The organism is Bradyrhizobium sp. SZCCHNRI1009, from assembly GCF_032487575.1.
Taxonomy (GTDB): domain Bacteria; phylum Pseudomonadota; class Alphaproteobacteria; order Rhizobiales; family Xanthobacteraceae; genus Bradyrhizobium.
The window spans coordinates 68,415-86,853 of sequence record NZ_JAUEUL010000026.1; the positions used below are offsets into that span (position 1 = coordinate 68,415).

Sequence of the window (18,439 nt, forward strand, 5' to 3'; positions counted from 1 at the left end):
AATATGGAGGACGTCCTTGCGCATCGCCGTGCTCGGCGGCGGCCCTGGCGGGCTGTATTTCGCCTATCTCTGGAAGAAGCGGCACCCCGCCGCCGTGGTCGATCTGTTCGAGCAGAATCCGGCTGGAGCGACCTGGGGCTTTGGCGTCGTGTTCTCCGACCAGGCGCTTGAATTCCTGCGCGCCGACGATCCCGACACCGTGGACGCGATCGCGCCGCGCATGGAGAGCTGGCGCAACATCACGCTCAATCTGCGCGGCGAGACCGTCGAGATCGACGGCGTCGGCTTTTCCGCGATCGGCCGGCTCGAGCTATTGAAGCTGCTGCAGGCCCGCGCGGAGAGCGTCGGCGTCGTCGCCCGCTACGGCACGACCGTCCAGTCGCTCGACCAGCTCGCAGGCTACGACCTCATCGTCGCGGCCGACGGGCTGAACTCGCTGGTCCGCCGCAGCTTCGAAGGCGATTTCGGCTTCTCCGTGTCCTACTCCAGCAACAAGTTCGCCTGGTACGGCACGTCGAAGACCTTTGCCACGCTGTCGCAGACCTTCGTCGCGACCGACCATGGCAGCTTCAACGCGCACCATTATCGCTATGCGCCGGACATGAGCACGTTCCTGGTGGAATGCGATCGCGCCACCTGGCACGCCTATGGCTTCGCCGAGATGTCGGTCGATGAATCCCGACGCGTCTGCGAGCAGGTGTTCGCCGCCACGCTCGATGGTCACGCGCTGGTTTCCAACCGCTCGGTGTGGCGCAATTTCCCCTGGGTCTGGAACGAGCACTGGTGGCACCGGAACATGGTGCTGATCGGCGACGCGCTGCATACCGCGCACTTCTCGATCGGCTCGGGCACGCGGCTGGCGATCGAGGACGCGATCGCGCTCGCCAAGGTGCTCGATGCCGAGAGCAGTCTCTCCGACGGCCTCGTCCGCTATCAGGCCGAGCGGCAGCCGATCGTGAAGAAGCTGGTGACGGCGGCCCGGACCAGCAGCGACTGGTACGAGTCCTTCCCGGCGCACATGAATCTTGGCCTGATGGATTTTGCCTACAGCTATATCACCCGGTCCGGGCGCATCGATGACGCGAGGCTGCGCGCGATGGCCCCGCAATTCATGGCCCGCTACGAGGCGTCTCGGAGCACGGGAGCGCACGTATGACCCAAGAGATCGCCGACAAGGTTCCGCGCGACAGCGTCGGCGCGCGCGAGATCGGCTTCGCGATTCCCACCCGCTACAATGCCAGCCGCGTGCTGTTCGACAATCTCGCCAGAGGCAACGCCGACAAGGCTGCGCTGATCGGTCCCGCCGGCCAGCGCAGCTATGCCGAGCTGTGTGCCGACGCCTGCCGTTGGGGCAACCGCTTCGCCGCGCTCGGGCTCAGCCGCGGCGATCGTGTCCTGCTGTTCCTCGACGATACACCGGCCTATCCGGCCGCGTTCTTCGGCGCAGTGCGCGCCGGCTTCGTGCCGCTGCTGATCAACACGCTGACGCCGCCGGATCTGCTGCAATTCTATCTGGCTGATTCCGGCGCCAAGGTCGCGGTCGCCGACGCCGAGTTTGCCGGACGGTTCGACGCCCAGGCCTGCGCCGAGACCGCGCTGCGCACGCTGATCGTCGTCAACGGCGATGTGCCGGCCACGGCCGTCGCAACGACGGTTGCCGTCGATGCGTGGATGCACGACTTCAGCGATCAGTTGGCGGAGGCCGACACCCACCGCGACGAGATGGCGTTCTGGATGTACTCGTCCGGCTCCACCGGTCGCCCCAAGGGCATCGTCCATCTGCAGCACGACATGGCCTATAGCGAGCAGGCGTTCGCGCGCAACGTGCTGCGGCTGACGCCGGACGACATCTGCTTCTCGGTGCCCAAGATCTTTTTCGCCTACGGTTTCGGCAACGCGATCACCTTTCCATTCTCGGCCGGAGCGACGACGCTGCTGCTGCCCGGCCAGCCGAAACCCGCCGCCATCTTCGATGCGATCAGCCGCTTCCGTCCCACCGTGTTCTTCGGCCTGCCGACGCTCTACACCGCGCTCACCAAGGCCGAGGGTGCGAAGGAGGCGGACTTCTCGTCACTGCGGCTCGCGGTCTCCGCGGCCGAGGTGCTCTCGGCCGAGGTCTTCAACGGCTGGAAGAGCCTGACCGGCCTGGAGATCGTCGAAGGCCTCGGCTCGACCGAGGTGCTGCACGTCTATCTCTCGAACCGCGAGGACCGCAAGAAGCTCGGCGCCGCCGGACTGCGCGTCCCCGGCTACGAGATCGCGCTGCGCGACGGCGAAGGACGCGAGGTCGCCACCGGCGAAGAGGGCATTCTCTGGGTACGCGGCGACTCGAACACGCCGCTCTACTGGAACCGTCCGGACAAGACCGCGGAGACGATCCGCGATGGCGGCTGGATCTACACCGGCGACCGTTTCGTGCGTGATGCCGACGGCTTCCATTTCTTCCGCGGCCGCGCCGACGATCTGGTCAAGATCTCCGGACAATGGGTCTATCCGCTCGAAGTCGAGCTCTGCCTCGCCGAGCATCCCGATATCCGGGAGTGCGCCGTGTTTGCGCACGAGTTGCCGGATCGTCGCATGAGCCTGAAGGCCGTGGTGGTCACCAACGGCAGATCCAGGGACGAGCCCGCAACGGTCAAGGCGCTGCAGGATTACGTGAAAACGAAGCTGCTGCCTTACAAATATCCGCGCGAGATCGTGTTCCTCGACGAGTTGCCGAAGACGGGCACGGGCAAGATCGATCGCCAGGCGGTGATGCGGCTGTGAATCGAGGCCGTCCGCCCGAGAGCCGCGGAGCTCCGCGATCAGCCGGCCTTGCCAAGATGCTCCAGCGCATCTTCGGCGCGCAGCGGCACCCGCGAGACCTCGTTGTTGAGATCGACGAGCTGCGCCAGCAGGGCCATCAGCATCTTGCGATCCGCGGCCTTCAGCGGCGCCAGCATGCGGGCCTGGGCGCGATCGACCGCCGGCATGATCGCACGGAGCAGTGCGCCACCCGTTCTGGTCAGGTAAAGGAGCTTGACGCGCTTGTCCTCGGCCGACGGCTTGCGCTCGATATGGCCCTTGCTCTCCAGCCGCTCGATCACGCTGCCGAGCGTCGAACGGTCGAAGGCGATCACCGCCGACAACCGGGTGGCATCGATGCCCGGGTGCGTCTGGATCGCGACCAGCGCCGCGTATTGCACCGGCGTCAGGTCGAACTCCCGACACTCCTCGACGAAGATCGACACCGCAATCTGCTGCATCCGCCGGAACAGATAGCCCGGCTTGGTGTAGACTGCGTCCATCGTGATGTCGGGCGGCCTACTCGGCATCGGGCTGACGCTCCGGAGCAGCATCGGCGAAGGCCGGCAGCGCCTTCGCCGCGGATTCGGCCTGCAGCAGGCGCGGGAACGCTGCGACATCGACGCCGAAGCGGCGTGCATTGCCGAGCTGCGGCACGAGACACAGATCCGCCAGGGTCGGCGCGGCACCGAAGCAGAATGGTCCGGGCTCATGCTTGATCAGCGCTTCGCAGGCAGCGAGCCCCTCGCGATTGGCCCAGCCGGCCCAGGCCGTGACCTTGTCCTCGGGCAGGCCGAGCTCCCGGAGCCGCGCCAGCACCTTCAGGTTCTGCACCGGATGGGTGTCGCAGGCGAGCACCTGCGCGAAGGCGCGGACCTGGGCGCGCCGCAACGGATCCTTCGGCAGCAGCGGTGGCTCAGGATGGGTCTCGTCGAGCCATTCGATGATCGCAAGCGACTGGATCAACGCGACGCCGCTGTTGTCCTCGAGCGCGGGGACCAAACCCTGCGGGTTGAGCGCGAGATAGGCGGGCGCGCGCTGCTCGCCCTTGCGGAGGTGATGCGGCAGATGCTCGGCCGTGAGACCCTTGAGGTTGAGCGCGATCCTGACGCGATAGGATGCGCTGCTGCGGAAATAGCCGTGCAGCTTCATCATGGCAGTCCTCCCGATGCGATGGCTCTGGTTGTATTTGACGGTAATCAAATTGGCAGTATACTGTCAATTAAGAACGACATCTGATCATGGGAGGGACGCATGGCCGCGGTTTCGACACCAGAGCGCGAGGCGTTCTACAAGAAGATCGACGGCGAAAACATGACGGCGCTGTGGACGGTGATGAGCGATCTCATCACGCCCGAGCCGAAGAGCGCCTGTCGCCCGCATCTGTGGCAGTTCGCGGCGATCCGCGACTATATGATCGAGGCCGGGCGGCTGATCACGGCGAAGGAGGCCGAGCGGCGCGTGCTCATCCTGGAGAATCCCGGGTTGCGCGGGCAATCCAAGATCACCACCTCGCTCTATGCCGGCGTTCAGATGGTGATCCCGGGCGACGTCGCCCCCGCCCATCGGCACAGCCAGTCCGCATTGCGCTTCGTGCTGGAAGGCAAGGGCGCCTTCACGACCGTCGAGGGCGAGCGCACCCTGATGGAGCCGGGCGACTTCATCATCACCCCGTCGATGACCTGGCACGATCACGGCAATGAGACCACCGAGCCGATGTTCTGGCTGGACGGCCTCGACATTCCGCTGGTGCAGTTTCTCGACGCATCGTTCGCGCAGGGCGCGCAGGAGGACCAGCAGAAGGTCGCGCGCCCCGCGGGCGACAGCTTCGCGCGCTACGGACATAACCTCCTGCCTGTCGACGCCAAGCGCAAATCCAGGACATCACCGATCTTCAACTATCCCTACGTCTATACGCGCGAGGCGCTGGAGAACGCGAAGCGGAGCGAGGAATGGGATGCCTGCCACGGGCTGAAGCTGAAATTCTCGAATCCTGAGACCGGCGATTTTGCGATGCCGACGATCGGCACCTTCATCCAGCTGCTGCCGAAAGGCTTCAAGACCGCGCGCTATCGCTCGACCGACGCGACCGTGTTCACCGCGATCGAGGGCAAGGGCCGCAGCCGCATCGGCGACCAGACCTTCGAATGGGGCCCGCGCGATCTGTTCGTCGTTCCGAGCTGGCAATGGGTCAGCCACGAGCCGGACGAGGATGCGGTGCTGTTCTCGTTCTCGGATCGCCCGGTGCAGCAGAAGCTCGACCTGTTCCGCGAGGATCGCGGCAACGCGTGACGCCGGTCCGTCACCGCCAGCGCAGCAGCCGCGCCTCGAGCATGCTGATCAGCCGGCCGACGACGAGGCCGAACAGCGACAGGATCAGGATCCCCGCCATCAGCTGATCGGTCTGCATCAGGTTGCCGGCCTGCAGCACGAAAGTGCCGATGCCGGTCTCGGCGCCGATCATCTCCGCCGAAACCACCAGCATCAGCGCCACCGACGCGGTGATGCGGAAACCGGCGAGGATCGATGGCAGCGCCCCGGGCCAGATCACGCGGCGGACGATGGTCGGGAACGGCACGTCGAAGCTCTGCGCCATGCGGATCAAATTGCGCGGCACCGCATCGACGCCGCTATAGACCGAGATCGTGGTCGAGAAGAACACGCCCAGCGCGATCGTCGCGATCTTCGGCTGCTCGCCGATGCCGAGCCAAAGAATCAGCAGCGGCAGCACAGCGATCTTCGGAATCGGAAACAGCGCAGAGACGAACGTGATGCCGATGCTGCGCGCAATGCGCCAGAGGCCGATCGCGAAGCCGACGACGATGCCTGTGGCCGTGCCGAGCGCCCAGCCGGATACGATGCGCACGAACGACGCCGAGACATGCTGCCAGAGCGCGCCGCTTTCGGCCAATCGATACAGCGCGCCCAGGATCGTCAGCGGCGCCGGCAGGAACAGGGGATTGACCAGCCCGAGGCTGCCGACCAGTTGCCACAGGCCGAGAACCGCCGCGAGCGCCAGCCAGCCGGCCCAGCGGCTTGCGGCCGGCGTGAAGCCGCCGCCGCGGAACGGCACCTTCTTGCCCTGCTTGCCGGCGACCTCGGGCGGTTCGGCCGGGGACCGTTCAAGCATTCTGGACCTCGCGCTCGGCATCGATCGCCTCGCTCCGGATCAGCCCCCAGAGCTCGTTCTGCAGGTCCAGCAGTTGCGCGCGCACTCCGGCATCACCGCGGCTGCGCCGCGTCGCCGGGACGCTGACGACCCTCCGGATGCGGCCAGGACGGCGCGACAGCACGACGATGCGATCGGCGAGCCGCACCGCCTCCTCGAGATTATGCGTGACATAGATCGCCCCCATGGTGCCGTCCGCGAGCAGATCGACGAAATCCTCCATCAAGAGTTCGCGGGTCTGCGAGTCCAGCGCCGACAACGGCTCATCCATCAGCAGGATCGCCGGGCGGACCGCCAGCGCCCGGGCAATGCCGACCCGCTGGCGCATGCCGCCCGACAACTGCTTGGGATAGACGGTCCGGAAGTCGGCCAGCCCGGTCCGCTGCAACGCATCGTCGACGGCGGCGGCGCGCTGCTGCGTCGACAGCGATGTATGGAGGAGCGGAAACGCGACGTTATCGGCGACGCTCGCCCACGGCAGCAGCGCGAAGTCCTGGAACACGAACGTCAAGGGATTGAGGCTGCCGGGCGGCGGGGCTCCGCGCAGCAGCGCCTGCCCCTTGCTCGGCTGCAACAACCCGCCGAGGATCGACAGCAGCGTGCTCTTGCCGCAGCCGGACGGTCCAACGATGGCCACCACCTCGCCGGCTCCCACCGTGAACGACACGCCATCGAGCACTTCGAGCGCGTCGAAACGGTGGCTGATGGCCTCGGCGATCAGGTCCATGTCAGATGATCCCGCTGCAGGTCCGCACCGCGCCTGCCCTCATCAATCCGGCTTCACGAGGTCTTTGGCGATGATCGCAGCCGCATCATAGCCCTGGTCTGCGAAACCCTGCGCCTGAAGCCATTTGATCTGGCTGTCGATGTTCTTCACGTCGAGCTTGCCGTCGGGATCGATATAGGCGCAATTGCCCACGACCTGCTCAACCGGCAGGTTGGTGTACTTGCCGACGATCTCCAGCAATGGCCTGGTCTTGTCGTCGATGGCGGCAGTGCCGTCCTTGACCGAGGCGAGCACGACATCATGATACTCGCGCTCGGCGCGCTGAAGCGATGCCAGCAACTTGCCGACCAGGGCCGTGTTGGCCAGCGTCTTCGGCCCGGCGAACACGCCGGAGACCTGCCACGGCGTCTCGTCGCCGACCCAGCCGAGATGTTTGACGGCACCCTCCTCCATCAGCTTGCGCGCGACGGAAACCGGCATCAGCGCCGCGTCAACGGTCTCGCCCTTGATCGCGGCCGACATGTTGGACATCGACTGAAGCGGCACGATCTTCACGTCGCCGAGCTTGAAGCCGTATTTGTCGGCCAGCAGCCCCACCGAGTAGTGAAAGCTCGACCCGACCTGGGTCATCGCCACGCGCTTGCCGGCAATGTCCTTCGGCGTCTTGAGACCTGCCTCATAGGCCTTGTTGCTGGCAAAGTAGCCGATCAGCGGAAAGCCCGGGCGGTCGCGGCTCATGCCGGCGATGATCTTCAACGCGCCCTTGCCTGCAAGGTTGTACAATCCCGCGGTGAAGGCGGTCACCCCGACATCGACGTCGCCCGTGGCCGTCGCCACGGCGATCGGTTGCGCTGCATCGAAAAACTTCAGCTCGACGTCGAGGCCGGCGTCGCGGAAGTAGCCCTTGTCCAGCGCGATGAACACCGGCGCGGACGAGGATAGCCGGAGAACGCCGATCCGGAGCTTGGCGTCGTCGGCCAGCGCAGTGCCGATTGCTACGAGGCTCCAGAGCAGCCCCAGGACGAAGCCAACGCATCGGAACATCACACTCTCCAAGATCTGGCGACCCGCACACCCGGCCCAACGATGACGCCGACTTGTTGCAATATTTCGAGCCTGATGTCGCGCCAAATTTTCAGGGGATCGCAGCCTCAGAGGCCGGGCATCTTGCTCCCAGCCGCCTTGGTGCCGGCTGCCTTGGACTCGGTTGGCGTGGTCTCGACTGCCTTGGTCTCAGCGGAAAACCCATCTTCGAACCGCCCAGCTTCACTGCCCGCCCGACAGGTCAAGCCCGACAGAGCGCCGGCCATATTTTTCGCGCGGCACATCCCCTTGGCCGTGAGCTTGCGGATGTCACCATCCACCTTGAAGATGATCATATCGACGGGATAGGCGCGCGCGTTCGCGGGCTGCCGTTGTTCGACATCGCCGGGGCTCGAGACGGTCATCATCCCTCCGTCGAGCATCACGAAATAGAAGCCGGCTCGTCCATCACTGTAGCGCGTATTGAGCAAGGCACCCTTGCAGTCGGCGGTCCGGTCCTTTGCCGCGAGTACCACACGGTGGCCGAATGACGATGGGCGACGTCGCGACGAAGCCTCCCGCTGGTTCATCCTGCTTGTGCACAGGGTGACGGCCTCAGAACGTCTGCATCACCGGCTTCTCGCCATTGGACAGAAACAGCCCTTCAAAGCGGCCGATCTCGCTGTCGGCCGCGCATTCGATCAGGTCGGGTCCCTTGAATGGATTGCCGTGGCGGCACTGCCCCTTGGCCATCACCCTGTTGATCGCCGTCCGACTTTGGCCAAAGATCATCATGTCGACCGGTGTGACGAACTTGTCGGGGCCAGGTTGCTCCTGCAGATCGCCACGATTCGAGAACGTGACGATGCTGCCGTCGAGCAAGGTGAAGTAGAAGCCGGTGCGCTGATCGTCATAGTCGGTATTGAGCAGCGCGCCCTTGCATTCCGAGCTGCGATCCTTTCCAGCGACGATGAGCTTCTGGCAAGTTCCCTTCACGGTCACCATGGCGGTCAACCGGGCATCGGCGAACGATGGAGTTGCAGATTGCATCAGCACGCCGAGCGCACACACCGACACTGCCAACACCGCTGACTTCATCGGACTCCCCTCCCATGCCCTTGAGTACAACTATGCCTCAACCTCTGACGACATGGAAGTTCTATTTTTGTTCTCATATCACTTTTTCAGAAACGGCCGCTGCGGGGCGTCAGCCGGCACGGGCTTCGAGCGCCTGAAGCCACACCGCAAATGCCCCCGTCAATTCGTCCATGACGGCCTGATCATTCCGGCCGGAGCGCGCAGGCACGTGGAAGGCGTGGTCGGCCTGATCGAGCCAATGCAACGTCGCGCGCGGTCCCAGCCGCCTCACGACGGGCGCGAGCAGCTCCATCTCCGCAAGCTTGTCGCGCGTCCCCTGCAGGAACAGCATCGGGACCTCGATCGCGTCGAGATGATCGGCGCGCGCAATGGAGGGCTTGCCGGCGGGGTGAAGTGGAAAGCCGAGAAAGGCGAGCCCGGCCACGCCCGGCAGCGGCGCTGCACTCTGCGCCTGCGACGTCATGCGCGCCCCGAACGACTTGCCGCCCGCGACGAGCGGCAGCCCCGGACAGAGCCGCGCGGCCTCCGCCACGGCCGCCCGCACCGCGGCGTGGGCGAGCACGGGCGGATCAGGGCGCTTGCTTCCCTTCTCCATGTAGGGAAACTGAAAGCGCAGCGTCGCGATGCCGCGTGCGGCAAGGCTTGCGGCGGTCTGGCTCATGAAGACGTGGCTCATGCCGGCGCCCGCGCCGTGGGCGAACACGAAACAGGCGCGCGGCCGAGGCGGGGCCATGAACAGCGCGGACACGACGCCCGCGCCGTCGACGGGAAGCGCAAGGGAGCGCGGCTGGTGCTCGGTCATGCCCCAGAGTGCGAGCCGGCGTCCCCTGCGTCAACTCCAGTGACCACCGGCTTTGCGGCTCAGGCCGCGGTCCGGATCGTCTGCAGGAAGTCGGCGACATTGCTCCTCAGCGAAGCGGCCTGCTGCTGCAGCGCGGCGGCCGCCGCCAGCGCAGCTTCAGCGCCGGCATCGGTCTGCCCGGCCACGTTGCGCACGTCGCCGATCTCCTGCGTCACCGCCGCCGTGCCGCTGGCCGCCTGTTCGACGTTGCGGGCGATCTCGCTGGTTGCGGCCCCCTGCTGCTCCACCGCGGCGGCGATCGCATTGGAGATCTCGGCGATCTCCCGCACCGTCGTTCCGAACTGGGCGATCGCGCCGACCGTCTCCTGCGTCGCGCTCTGGATGGTCGCAATCTGGCTCGAGATCTGCTCCGTCGCCTGCGCGGTCTGCGACGCCAAATTCTTCACCTCGCTCGCGACGATCGCAAAGCCGCGGCCGGCCTCGCCGGCACGCGCCGCCTCGATGGTGGCGTTGAGCGCCAGCAGGTTGGTCTGGCTCGCGATCGCCTGAATCAGTTGCACGATGGTGCCGATCCTCTCCGCCGCGCTGGACAGCCCGTCGATCAGTTCGGACGTCCGCTGGGTCTCGTGCGTCGCCCGGGTCGACACCGTGACCGAGCGCTGCACCTGGGAGGATATCTCCCTGATCGAGGCCGCGAGCTCCTGGGTCGCCGAGGCCACGGTCTGCACATTGACGGACGCCTGCTCGGCCCGGCTGGCGACCGCTTCCGCAAGGCCGCGGCCGCGTTCGGCGACGCGTGCCAGCTCGCTGGCGCTCTCGCCCATCTCCGTCGCACGCCCGCCGACGCCGGTGATGACACCCTGCATGCCCTGCTCGAACCGGCCAGCCAGATCGGACATCATGCGGGCGCGCTCGGCCTCCGCAGCTTCACGCTGTGCCGCCGCTTCCTGCTCCATGCGGCGGACAGCAAGCGCATTGTCACGGAAAATCTCCACGGCGCGCGCCATCCGGCCGATCTCGTCGCGCTGTTCACCACCGGGAATCGGCTGATCCAATTCGCCGGCCGCCAGCGACTGCATGCGGTCGGTCATGCCGCGGATCGGCGCCGACACGCTGGCGCCGATCAGCCAGGCCAGCACCGCTCCGAATATCACCGCTGCGGCTGCCGTCACGACGACGGTCTGCTTGGTATCTTCGACCGCGACGCCGGTCCTCGCGGCCTGCTCTGCACGCGCGGTCCCAAGCTGCCGGTTGATCTGGCTGACCTGGGTATCGATCGAGGCGCTCGCCTTGGCGAGTTCCGCCTGCTTGGCGCGCAGGTCCGCGGCCACCTTGATCACTTCCTCGAGCGCAGCGGCATCGGCCGTCAGAGCCTCTTTCAGCGCAGCAACCAGCGCCTTCAGCTTGGCATCATCGACACCCGCGATCTCGGCTTCCGTATCGGCAATCGCGAGCTTCGCATAGACGAAGGTGAGCCTGGCATCGTCGGCATCGCCATTCGACAACGTGTTGGTATAGCGCATCACCGCGATGCGAACCGCGTCGACGACGCTGGCCAGACGCAACGGATTCATCAGCGGCTCGCTGCCAGCGCGATTGGCGAGGGCCACCTGGATGCCGCCGATGTTGATGCCGGCAACGGCGCCCAATGCGTCGGTCTTGGTGGTCGCCGCGCGCAGCCGGTCCACGGCCTCGGCCGCGGCAACGAACGATGCGCGATAGGCGGCCAGCGCGCTTCGCACCGGTCCCACGCCGTCAGCCAGCACCTTCAGACGGCCGGACTGCTTCTCGACCTGATCGGCGAGACCGCCAACGGCGTCGATCGCCTTGCTGGCCGCATCCTTGTCACCGACGTTCCAGGTGCGGATGAATCTCTCGACCGCGCCGTTGGCACCGAGCAGCGCGGCGCGCACCTGCGACATGCCGGCGTCCCCGGCCGCGCTGGTGACGAGCTCATCCACGGTGCCGCCGATGCGCCCGACCTGGATCATGGCGAAAACGCCGAGCAACACCAGGAAGCTCAGGATCAGGGCGAAGCCGCCGAAGATTCGCGGGCGGACACCGATCCAAGACATCAGAGAAGACAGTTTCATCGATTTGCCCGGCTGTTTCACGGAGTGGACCTGATGGTGGCGAGCAGCTCCTTGCCGAAGCGCTTCTCGAAGTCGGCGTCGAGCGGCCTGACCGCATCGACGAAGGTCTTGCGGTCGAACGTCTCGATCACCTCCATGCCGGCCTTGCGCAACTCATCGAGCTTCTGCGCATCGAGCTGGGCCTGCCAGGTGACCTCCGCAGCCGCCTTGGCGGCGGCAACCAGCGCATCACGGTCCGCCGCATCGAGATGGTCGAACATCGCGCGGTTGGCGACGAAAGCGATCGGCGCGAAGAAATGCCCGGTGAGCGTCAGATATTTCTGCACCTCGTCGAAGCGATTGGCCGCGATGGTGGCGACCGGATTTTCCTGACCGTCGAGCCGGCCGTCCTTGAGCGCGGCATAGACCAGTGGGAAATCCATCGGCATCACGTCGGCGCCCAGCGCCTTGAAGGTCATCTGGTAGACCGGATTGGGGATGACGCGGATCTTGAGGCCCTTGACGTCATCGACGGTACGGACCGGACGCTTTGAGTTGGTGAGATTGCGAAAGCCCTGCTTGCCGAGCGCCAGCAGCACCAGTCCCTTGTCGGCGAACTTGGCGCCGATCGCGGCGGCGACAGGCCCTTGCGCAACCGCCTTGGCATGCGCGGTGTCACGAAACAGGAACGGGATGTCGAAGACGCCGAGCTCGGGCACCACCGCGCTGGCGATGCCGCCGGACACCACGGCCACGTCCACCGCGCCGCTCCGGGTTGCAGCCAGCACCGCCGCCTCGCTGCCGAATGCGTTGCCCGCACGCTCATCGATGATGAGCCGCTTGCCGGCCAGCGCCTGCAGCTTCACGCGAAATTCGTCCGACCCGACCTGCTGCGGATTCTGAACCTGCGAGTTGAAGACCAGCGACACCATTCGCGGAGACGCCGTCGCCGCTTGGGATCCGAGCAGGGTTCCCACCAATGCCAAGAAACAAAATTCAAGCAGCTGTCTGCGCATGAAACACCGGGCTCGTTTTTCCTCGATGCACAACTAACAGCCAGATATGGTTAAGATGTTAAGACCCCGACAGTCGCAGGCGATGAGCCGTATAACTACGGAGATCGCCGAACCCACCAATCGAATTCGCTTTTTTCATAAATGGCGAGACCAGGCCGCTACGCAAGAGCGGCAGGCTCGATCATCGGCGCATGGCCCCTGACAGCATCACTCGCTTGCCGGCAACTGTAGGAACAGCCATGAGCAGCGCGTTGGCGACGTCCGCCGCGGCGATGGGCTTGTAGTTCGCCGGGATCAGGAAGCCGATGATGTTGTTCAGCCTGTTGCCCCATTCCTCGCCCGGCCGGCTCGGCTGTCCCAGCTCCGTCCGCGCGCCGACTAGCAGCGAAGGCCGCGCGATCACCAGTCCCTCGAAGGGCAGTGCGGTGAGCTCATCCTCGAGCTCACCCTTCACCCGGCTATAGAAGACGCGCGACGTGCTATCTGCCCCCATCGCGCTGACCAGACCGACGCGCCTGGTGCCGCTCGCGAGCGCGGCCCTGGCGACGGCGAGGTTTGCGTCGTGATCGATGGCGCGGAAGGCGGCCTGGCTCCCGGCCACCTTGATCGTGGTCCCCAGAGCCAGATAGAGCTCGTCGGCCGGCGGCAGGGACGGCAGCGCGGTGAAATCCACGACATGGGCCGTCAGCTTGGGTGAAACGTCAGGGGGCGCACGGCGGCCGACGACGTGCACATGATCCACGGTCGGATCGGCGAGCAGACCGCGAAGCAGCTCCCGTCCCACCAGCCCGGTTGCGCCGGCCATGATCACGGTCCGGTTCGTCATGCGCGGTCCCCACTCACAACCCGCCGACCAATGTACGCGTGGCCGCGGAGATAGGGAAGGCGGCAACGACACGACGCCGAATGCCACGACGCCGAATGCCATGGCGCCGCAGAGATGGCGCCGCAGACGGGACATGCCCTCCGCGGCGCCTCATCACCATCCGCCTCAGGCGCCCTTGCGCCGCTCCGCGGCCTTGGCCATCGCCGCGGCGAACGCGCCGCCGCCGGACGGCTTCTCCTCACGCGTGGTCATGCGCCCCGCAGGCGGCCGTGCGCTGGTCCGCTTCTCGCCCTTGGCCGGCAGCGGATCGGACAGCCGAAGCGTCAGCGAGATGCGGTTGCGCGGCACGTCGACGTCGAGCACCTTGACCTTCACGACCTGCCCCGGCTTCACCACCTCGCGCGGATCGTTGATGCGCTTCTCGGACATCGCCGAGATGTGGATCAGGCCGTCCTGGTGCACGCCGATATCGGCAAAGGCGCCGAAAGCCGCGACGTTGGTGATGGTCGCCTCCAGGATCATGCCCGGCTTGAGATGGGTGATCTTCTCGACGCCCTCCTGGAAGGTCGCGGTCTTGAACTCCGGACGCGGATCGCGGCCCGGCTTCTCCAGCTCCTTGATGATGTCGGTGACCGTCGGCACGCCGAAGCGCTCGTCGGCGAACTTCGCCGGATTGAGCGTCTTCAAGGTCTTGGTGTCGCCGATCAGCACCTTGATGTCGCTCTTTGTCGTCTCCAGGATCTTCTTCACGACCGGATAGGATTCCGGGTGCACGCCGGAGGCATCGAGCGGGTTGTCACCGTCGCGGATGCGCAAAAAGCCGGCGCACTGCTCGAACGCCTTCGGACCTAACCGCGGCACCTCCTTGAGCTTGTCGCGGGTCGGGAACGGACCGTTGGCATCGCGATGCGCGACGATGTTCTGCGCCAGGCTCTCGCCGATGCCCGACACCCGCGCCAGCAGCGGCGCCGAGGCGGTGTTGAGATCGACGCCGACGGCGTTCACGCAGTCCTCGACGGTGGCATCGAGCGCGCGGGCCAGCTCATACTGGTTGAGATCGTGCTGATACTGGCCGACGCCGATCGAGGCCGGCGGCACCTTGACGAGTTCGCCGAGCGGATCCTGCAGGCGGCGCGCGATCGAGACCGCGCCGCGGATCGAGACGTCGAGATTGGGGAATTCCTTGGCGGCGAACTCCGAGGCCGAATAGACCGACGCGCCGGCTTCCGACACGATCGCCTTGGTCAGCTTGAGATCCGGCTTCAGCTTCATCAAATCGTTGACCAGCTTCTCCGTCTCGCGCGACGCCGTGCCGTTGCCGATGGCGACGAGATCGATGCCGTGCTTCACGCAGAGCTGCGCCAGGGTCAGCATGCTCTCGTTCCACTGCCGCTGCGGCTCGTGCGGATAGATCGTGGCGTGATCGACGAACTTGCCGGTGCGGTCGATGACCGCGACCTTGACGCCGGTGCGGAAGCCGGGATCGAGCCCGAGCGTGGCGCGGCCGCCGGCGGGCGCGGCGAGCAGGAGATCGCGCAGGTTCGCGGCGAACACGCGCACCGCCTCCTTCTCCGCCTCCTGCCACAGCCGCATGCGGATATCGAGCGCCAGCGAGGTCTTGATGCGCGTGCGCCAGGCCCAGCGCACGGAGTCCGACAGGAACTGATCGGCCGGGCGGCCCTGCCGCGAGATGCCGAATGTCACCGCGATGCGGTTCTCATACAGCGTCGGATCCTTGGAGTCCTCCGGCTCGCCATCGCCGAAATCGAGCTGCAGCACCTCTTCCTTCTCGCCACGCAGCATCGCGAGGATGCGGTGCGACGGCAGCTTGGTGAACGGCTCGGAGAAATCGAAGTAGTCGGCGAACTTGGCGCCCTCGGTCTTCTTGCCGTGCCGCACGGACGATTTCACAGCTCCGCGAGTCCACATCTCCTCGCGCAGCGAGCCGACGAGGTCGGCATGCTCGGCGAAGCGTTCGACCAGGATCGCGCGGGCGCCGTCGAGCGCGGCCTTGACGTCCTTGACCGGATTGTCGCCGTCCTTCTTGATGAATGCCTTCGCTTCGTCTTCCGGATTCTTCATGGGATCGCCGATCAGCATGTCGGCAAGCGGCTCGAGCCCGGCTTCCTTCGCGATCTGCGCCTTGGTGCGGCGCTTCTCCTTGAACGGCAGATAGATGTCCTCGAGCCGGGCCTTGGTGTCGGCGGTCGCGAGCGCCAGCTCGATCTCCGGCGTCATCTTGCCCTGCGACTTGATGCTCTCGATGATCGCGGTGCGCCGTGCATCCATCTCGCGCAGATATCGCAGCCGTTCCTCCAAGGTGCGCAACTGCGTGTCGTCCAGCATGCCGGTCGCCTCCTTGCGGTAGCGCGCGATGAACGGCACGGTCGCGCCGCCGTCGAGCAGGTCGATCGCGGCCTGGACCTGGGCATCCCTGACGGCGAGCTCAGCGGCAATGATGGAGGCAAAATTCGACACGGTGTTCTTCCGAGATTCGTGACGGGGCTGATTGGATAGGAGTGCACGCGCGCCAGCGCAAGCGGCTGGCGGACGCTCTGTGGGCAACCGTGGCAAAAAAGACCGGTTGCGAATCATGTAAAACGCTGCCGCGACCGGGCCATCGCGTTGCACATGCGGCGCAAATCACTGATTCTTGCAGGCTGAGGGACGATTCGTGCAGGCCACGGCTGCGACATATCTCGACGATCTCAATCCGGAGCAGCGCCGCGCCGTCGAGCATGGCGGTGCCTGCGCCGCGCCGGGCCCGCCGCTGCTGATCATCGCCGGCGCGGGCTCGGGCAAGACCAACACGCTCGCGCATCGCGTCGCGCATCTGCTCGTCAATGGCGCCGATCCGCGCCGCATCCTGCTGATGACGTTCTCGCGCCGCGCGGCGAGCGAAATGAGCCGCAGGGTCGAGCGCATCGCCCGCAAGGTGCTGGGCGGCCAGGCCGAGGCCGTTACCGCGGGCCTGACCTGGGCCGGCACGTTTCATGGCCTCGGCGCGCGGATGCTGCGCGACTACGCCGAGCGCGTCGGCCTCGACCCTGTGTTCACGATCCATGATCGCGAGGATTCCGCCGACCTGATGAATTTGGTGCGGCATGAGCGCGGCCTGTCCAACACGCAGCGGCGCTTCCCGACCAAAGGCACTTGCCTTGCGATCTACTCGCGCTGCGTCAACGCCGACATGCCGCTGGAGGAAGCCCTGGTGCGGCACTTTCCGTGGTGCGCGGAATGGGCGGGCGAGCTGAAGGGCCTGTTCGCGGCTTACGTCGAAGCCAAGCAGGCCAACGCCGTGCTCGACTACGACGATCTGCTGCTGTACTGGGCGCAGATGATGGCGGATGACACGATCGCGCGGGAGATCGGCGATCGATTCGATCACGTGCTGGTCGACGAATATCAGGACACCAACCGGCTGCAATCGCAGATCCTGCTCGGATTGAAGCCTGATGGCGCGGGACTCACGGTCGTCGGCGACGATGCGCAGTCGATCTACGCGTTCCGCGCCGCCACCGTGCGCAACATCCTGGAATTTCCCGATCAGTTCAGCCCGCGCGCCGACATCGTCACGCTCGACCGCAACTACCGCTCGACACAGCCGATCCTCACGGCGGCCAATGGCGTGATCGGGCTGGCGCGCGAGCGCTTCACCAAGAATTTGTGGACGGACCGCACGAGCTCGCGCAAGCCACAGCTCGTGACCGTCAGCGACGAGACCGACCAGGCGCGCTACATCGTCGAACAGGTGCTGGCGAAGCGCGAGGAAGGCATCGTGCTGAAGCAGCAGGCCGTGCTGTTCCGCACGTCCTCGCACAGCGGTCCCTTGGAATTCGAGCTCACGCGCCGCAACATCCCGTTCGTGAAGTTCGGCGGGCTGAAGTTCCTCGATGCCGCCCACGTCAAAGACGTGCTGGCCTGCCTGCGCTTCGTTGCCAACCCACGCGACCGCATCGCCGGCTTCCGCGTGCTGCATCTGATCCCGGGCATCGGGCCGGCTTCGGCGCAGCGCCTGCTCGATGCCATCAGCGACAGCGCCGACCCGATCGCGCGGCTGTGCGAGCAGCCAACGCCGGCGCGCGCCGGCGAGGACTGGACCGCGTTCGTGCGCACGCTGGAGCAGTTGCGCGTCTCGGAATGGCCCGGAGATATCGAGCGCGTCAGGCACTGGTATCAGCCGCATCTCGAGCGCGTTCATGAGGATGCGGAGGTGCGCACCGCCGATTTGCTGCAGCTCGAGCAGATCGCGAGCGGCTATCCCTCGCGCGAGCGCTTCCTCACCGAGCTGACGCTCGATCCGCCCGACGCCACCTCCGATCAGTCCGGCGTCCCCCTGCTCGACGAGGACTATCTGATCCTCTCCACCATCCATTCCGCCAAGGGGATGGAGTGGAATTCCGTACACGTCCTCAACGTCGTCGACGGCTGCATGCCATCCGATCTCGGCGCCGGCTCCAGCGCCGAATTGGAGGAGGAACGCCGGCTGCTCTATGTCGCGATGACCCGCGCCAAGGACGATCTGCATCTCCTGGTGCCGCAGCGCTTCTTCGTCCACGGCCAGCCGGTGCGCGGCGATCGTCATGTCTATGCCTCGCGCACGCGGTTCATTCCGGAGGCCCTGGTGCCGCTGTTCGAGCGCACCAGCTGGCCGCGGATGCAGAGGGGCGCGGCGGTGGCGAGCCAGGGCCCGCGGATCGATCTCGGTGCTCGCATGCGCGAGCGGTGGCGGTGAGCTAACGGGGCAGCAGCGCTCGCACGGTGCTCATGACTGCGCCCTCTCCCCTTGTGGGAGAGGGCATCGATACTATCAGCATCATACTCGCTCGGGTGAGGGGTCTCTCTCATTGGCGCTAACTTACCAAATTAACGCTTGGTATTCTCGTTTTCTTGGCGGCTCTTGGAGATGGCGTTGAATGTTC

16 protein-coding genes are annotated in these 18,439 nt (G+C 65.9%); 4 read left to right on the forward strand and 12 right to left on the reverse strand.

The window, feature by feature from the left end; translation table 11 throughout:
* The first annotated feature begins 16 nt into the window (after positions 1-16).
* Positions 17-1,156 carry an FAD-dependent monooxygenase gene (locus QX010_RS29055; protein WP_316183149.1) on the forward strand — a complete coding sequence of 380 codons (1,140 nt, stop codon included), beginning with the start codon at positions 17-19 and terminating at the stop codon, positions 1,154-1,156.
* Positions 1,153-2,766: a benzoate-CoA ligase family protein gene (locus QX010_RS29060; RefSeq protein ID WP_316183150.1), complete on the forward strand. Its 1,614-nt coding sequence runs from the start codon at positions 1,153-1,155 to the stop codon at positions 2,764-2,766. Before QX010_RS29055 ends, QX010_RS29060 begins: the two co-directional genes overlap by 4 nt.
* Positions 2,767-2,804: 38 nt before the next feature.
* On the opposite strand, the gene QX010_RS29065 is transcribed toward QX010_RS29060, so the two are convergent.
* The gene (locus QX010_RS29065; protein ID WP_315800540.1) at positions 2,805-3,314 is read right to left on the reverse strand and encodes a MarR family transcriptional regulator; all 510 of its coding nucleotides are present in this window, start codon (positions 3,312-3,314) and stop codon (positions 2,805-2,807) included.
* On the reverse strand, positions 3,304-3,936 hold the full coding sequence (gene maiA / locus QX010_RS29070; RefSeq protein WP_316183163.1) for a maleylacetoacetate isomerase: 633 nt from the start codon (positions 3,934-3,936) through the stop codon (positions 3,304-3,306). Before maiA ends, QX010_RS29065 begins: the two co-directional genes overlap by 11 nt.
* A gap of 102 nt (positions 3,937-4,038) precedes the next feature.
* Between maiA and gtdA the strand changes: the two genes are divergently transcribed.
* Positions 4,039-5,076 (forward strand): gentisate 1,2-dioxygenase, encoded by a 1,038-nt coding sequence (gene gtdA / locus QX010_RS29075; protein ID WP_316183151.1) that lies wholly within the window; start codon positions 4,039-4,041, stop codon positions 5,074-5,076.
* A 10-nt stretch (positions 5,077-5,086) separates the two neighbouring features.
* Here the strand turns inward: gtdA and QX010_RS29080 are convergent, their stop codons facing one another.
* The 10 genes from QX010_RS29080 to QX010_RS29125 all read right to left on the reverse strand — a co-directional run bounded on the left by QX010_RS29080 (position 5,087) and on the right by QX010_RS29125 (position 15,995).
* Positions 5,087-5,914, reverse strand: a complete 828-nt coding sequence (locus tag QX010_RS29080) for an ABC transporter permease (RefSeq protein WP_316183152.1) — start codon at positions 5,912-5,914, stop codon at positions 5,087-5,089.
* A complete protein-coding gene (locus QX010_RS29085) occupies positions 5,907-6,680 on the reverse strand; it encodes an ABC transporter ATP-binding protein (RefSeq protein WP_316183153.1) in 774 nt (257 codons plus the stop codon). The genes QX010_RS29080 and QX010_RS29085 overlap by 8 nt, the downstream gene beginning before the upstream one ends.
* A gap of 42 nt (positions 6,681-6,722) precedes the next feature.
* The gene (locus QX010_RS29090; RefSeq protein ID WP_316183154.1) at positions 6,723-7,724 is read right to left on the reverse strand and encodes an ABC transporter substrate-binding protein; all 1,002 of its coding nucleotides are present in this window, start codon (positions 7,722-7,724) and stop codon (positions 6,723-6,725) included.
* A gap of 107 nt (positions 7,725-7,831) precedes the next feature.
* A complete protein-coding gene (locus tag QX010_RS29095) occupies positions 7,832-8,293 on the reverse strand; it encodes a hypothetical protein (RefSeq protein ID WP_316183155.1) in 462 nt (153 codons plus the stop codon).
* Between the two features lie 25 nt (positions 8,294-8,318).
* A complete protein-coding gene (locus QX010_RS29100) occupies positions 8,319-8,801 on the reverse strand; it encodes a hypothetical protein (RefSeq protein WP_316183156.1) in 483 nt (160 codons plus the stop codon).
* A 109-nt stretch (positions 8,802-8,910) separates the two neighbouring features.
* On the reverse strand, positions 8,911-9,603 hold the full coding sequence (locus QX010_RS29105) for an alpha/beta family hydrolase (RefSeq protein WP_316183157.1): 693 nt from the start codon (positions 9,601-9,603) through the stop codon (positions 8,911-8,913).
* A 59-nt stretch (positions 9,604-9,662) separates the two neighbouring features.
* Positions 9,663-11,678, reverse strand: a complete 2,016-nt coding sequence (locus QX010_RS29110; RefSeq protein ID WP_316183164.1) for a HAMP domain-containing methyl-accepting chemotaxis protein — start codon at positions 11,676-11,678, stop codon at positions 9,663-9,665.
* Between the two features lie 35 nt (positions 11,679-11,713).
* Positions 11,714-12,691 carry a TRAP transporter substrate-binding protein gene (locus tag QX010_RS29115; RefSeq protein ID WP_410051989.1) on the reverse strand — a complete coding sequence of 326 codons (978 nt, stop codon included), beginning with the start codon at positions 12,689-12,691 and terminating at the stop codon, positions 11,714-11,716.
* A 181-nt stretch (positions 12,692-12,872) separates the two neighbouring features.
* Complete coding sequence (locus QX010_RS29120; protein WP_315800549.1) at positions 12,873-13,517, reverse strand: NAD(P)H-binding protein; 645 nt, start codon at positions 13,515-13,517, stop codon at positions 12,873-12,875.
* 165 nt (positions 13,518-13,682) lie between these two features.
* Positions 13,683-15,995 (reverse strand): Tex family protein, encoded by a 2,313-nt coding sequence (locus QX010_RS29125; RefSeq protein WP_316183159.1) that lies wholly within the window; start codon positions 15,993-15,995, stop codon positions 13,683-13,685.
* A gap of 196 nt (positions 15,996-16,191) precedes the next feature.
* On the opposite strand from QX010_RS29125, the gene QX010_RS29130 reads away from it, so the two are divergent.
* Complete coding sequence (locus QX010_RS29130) at positions 16,192-18,252, forward strand: ATP-dependent helicase (RefSeq protein WP_316183160.1); 2,061 nt, start codon at positions 16,192-16,194, stop codon at positions 18,250-18,252.
* Positions 18,253-18,439 lie beyond the last annotated feature (187 nt).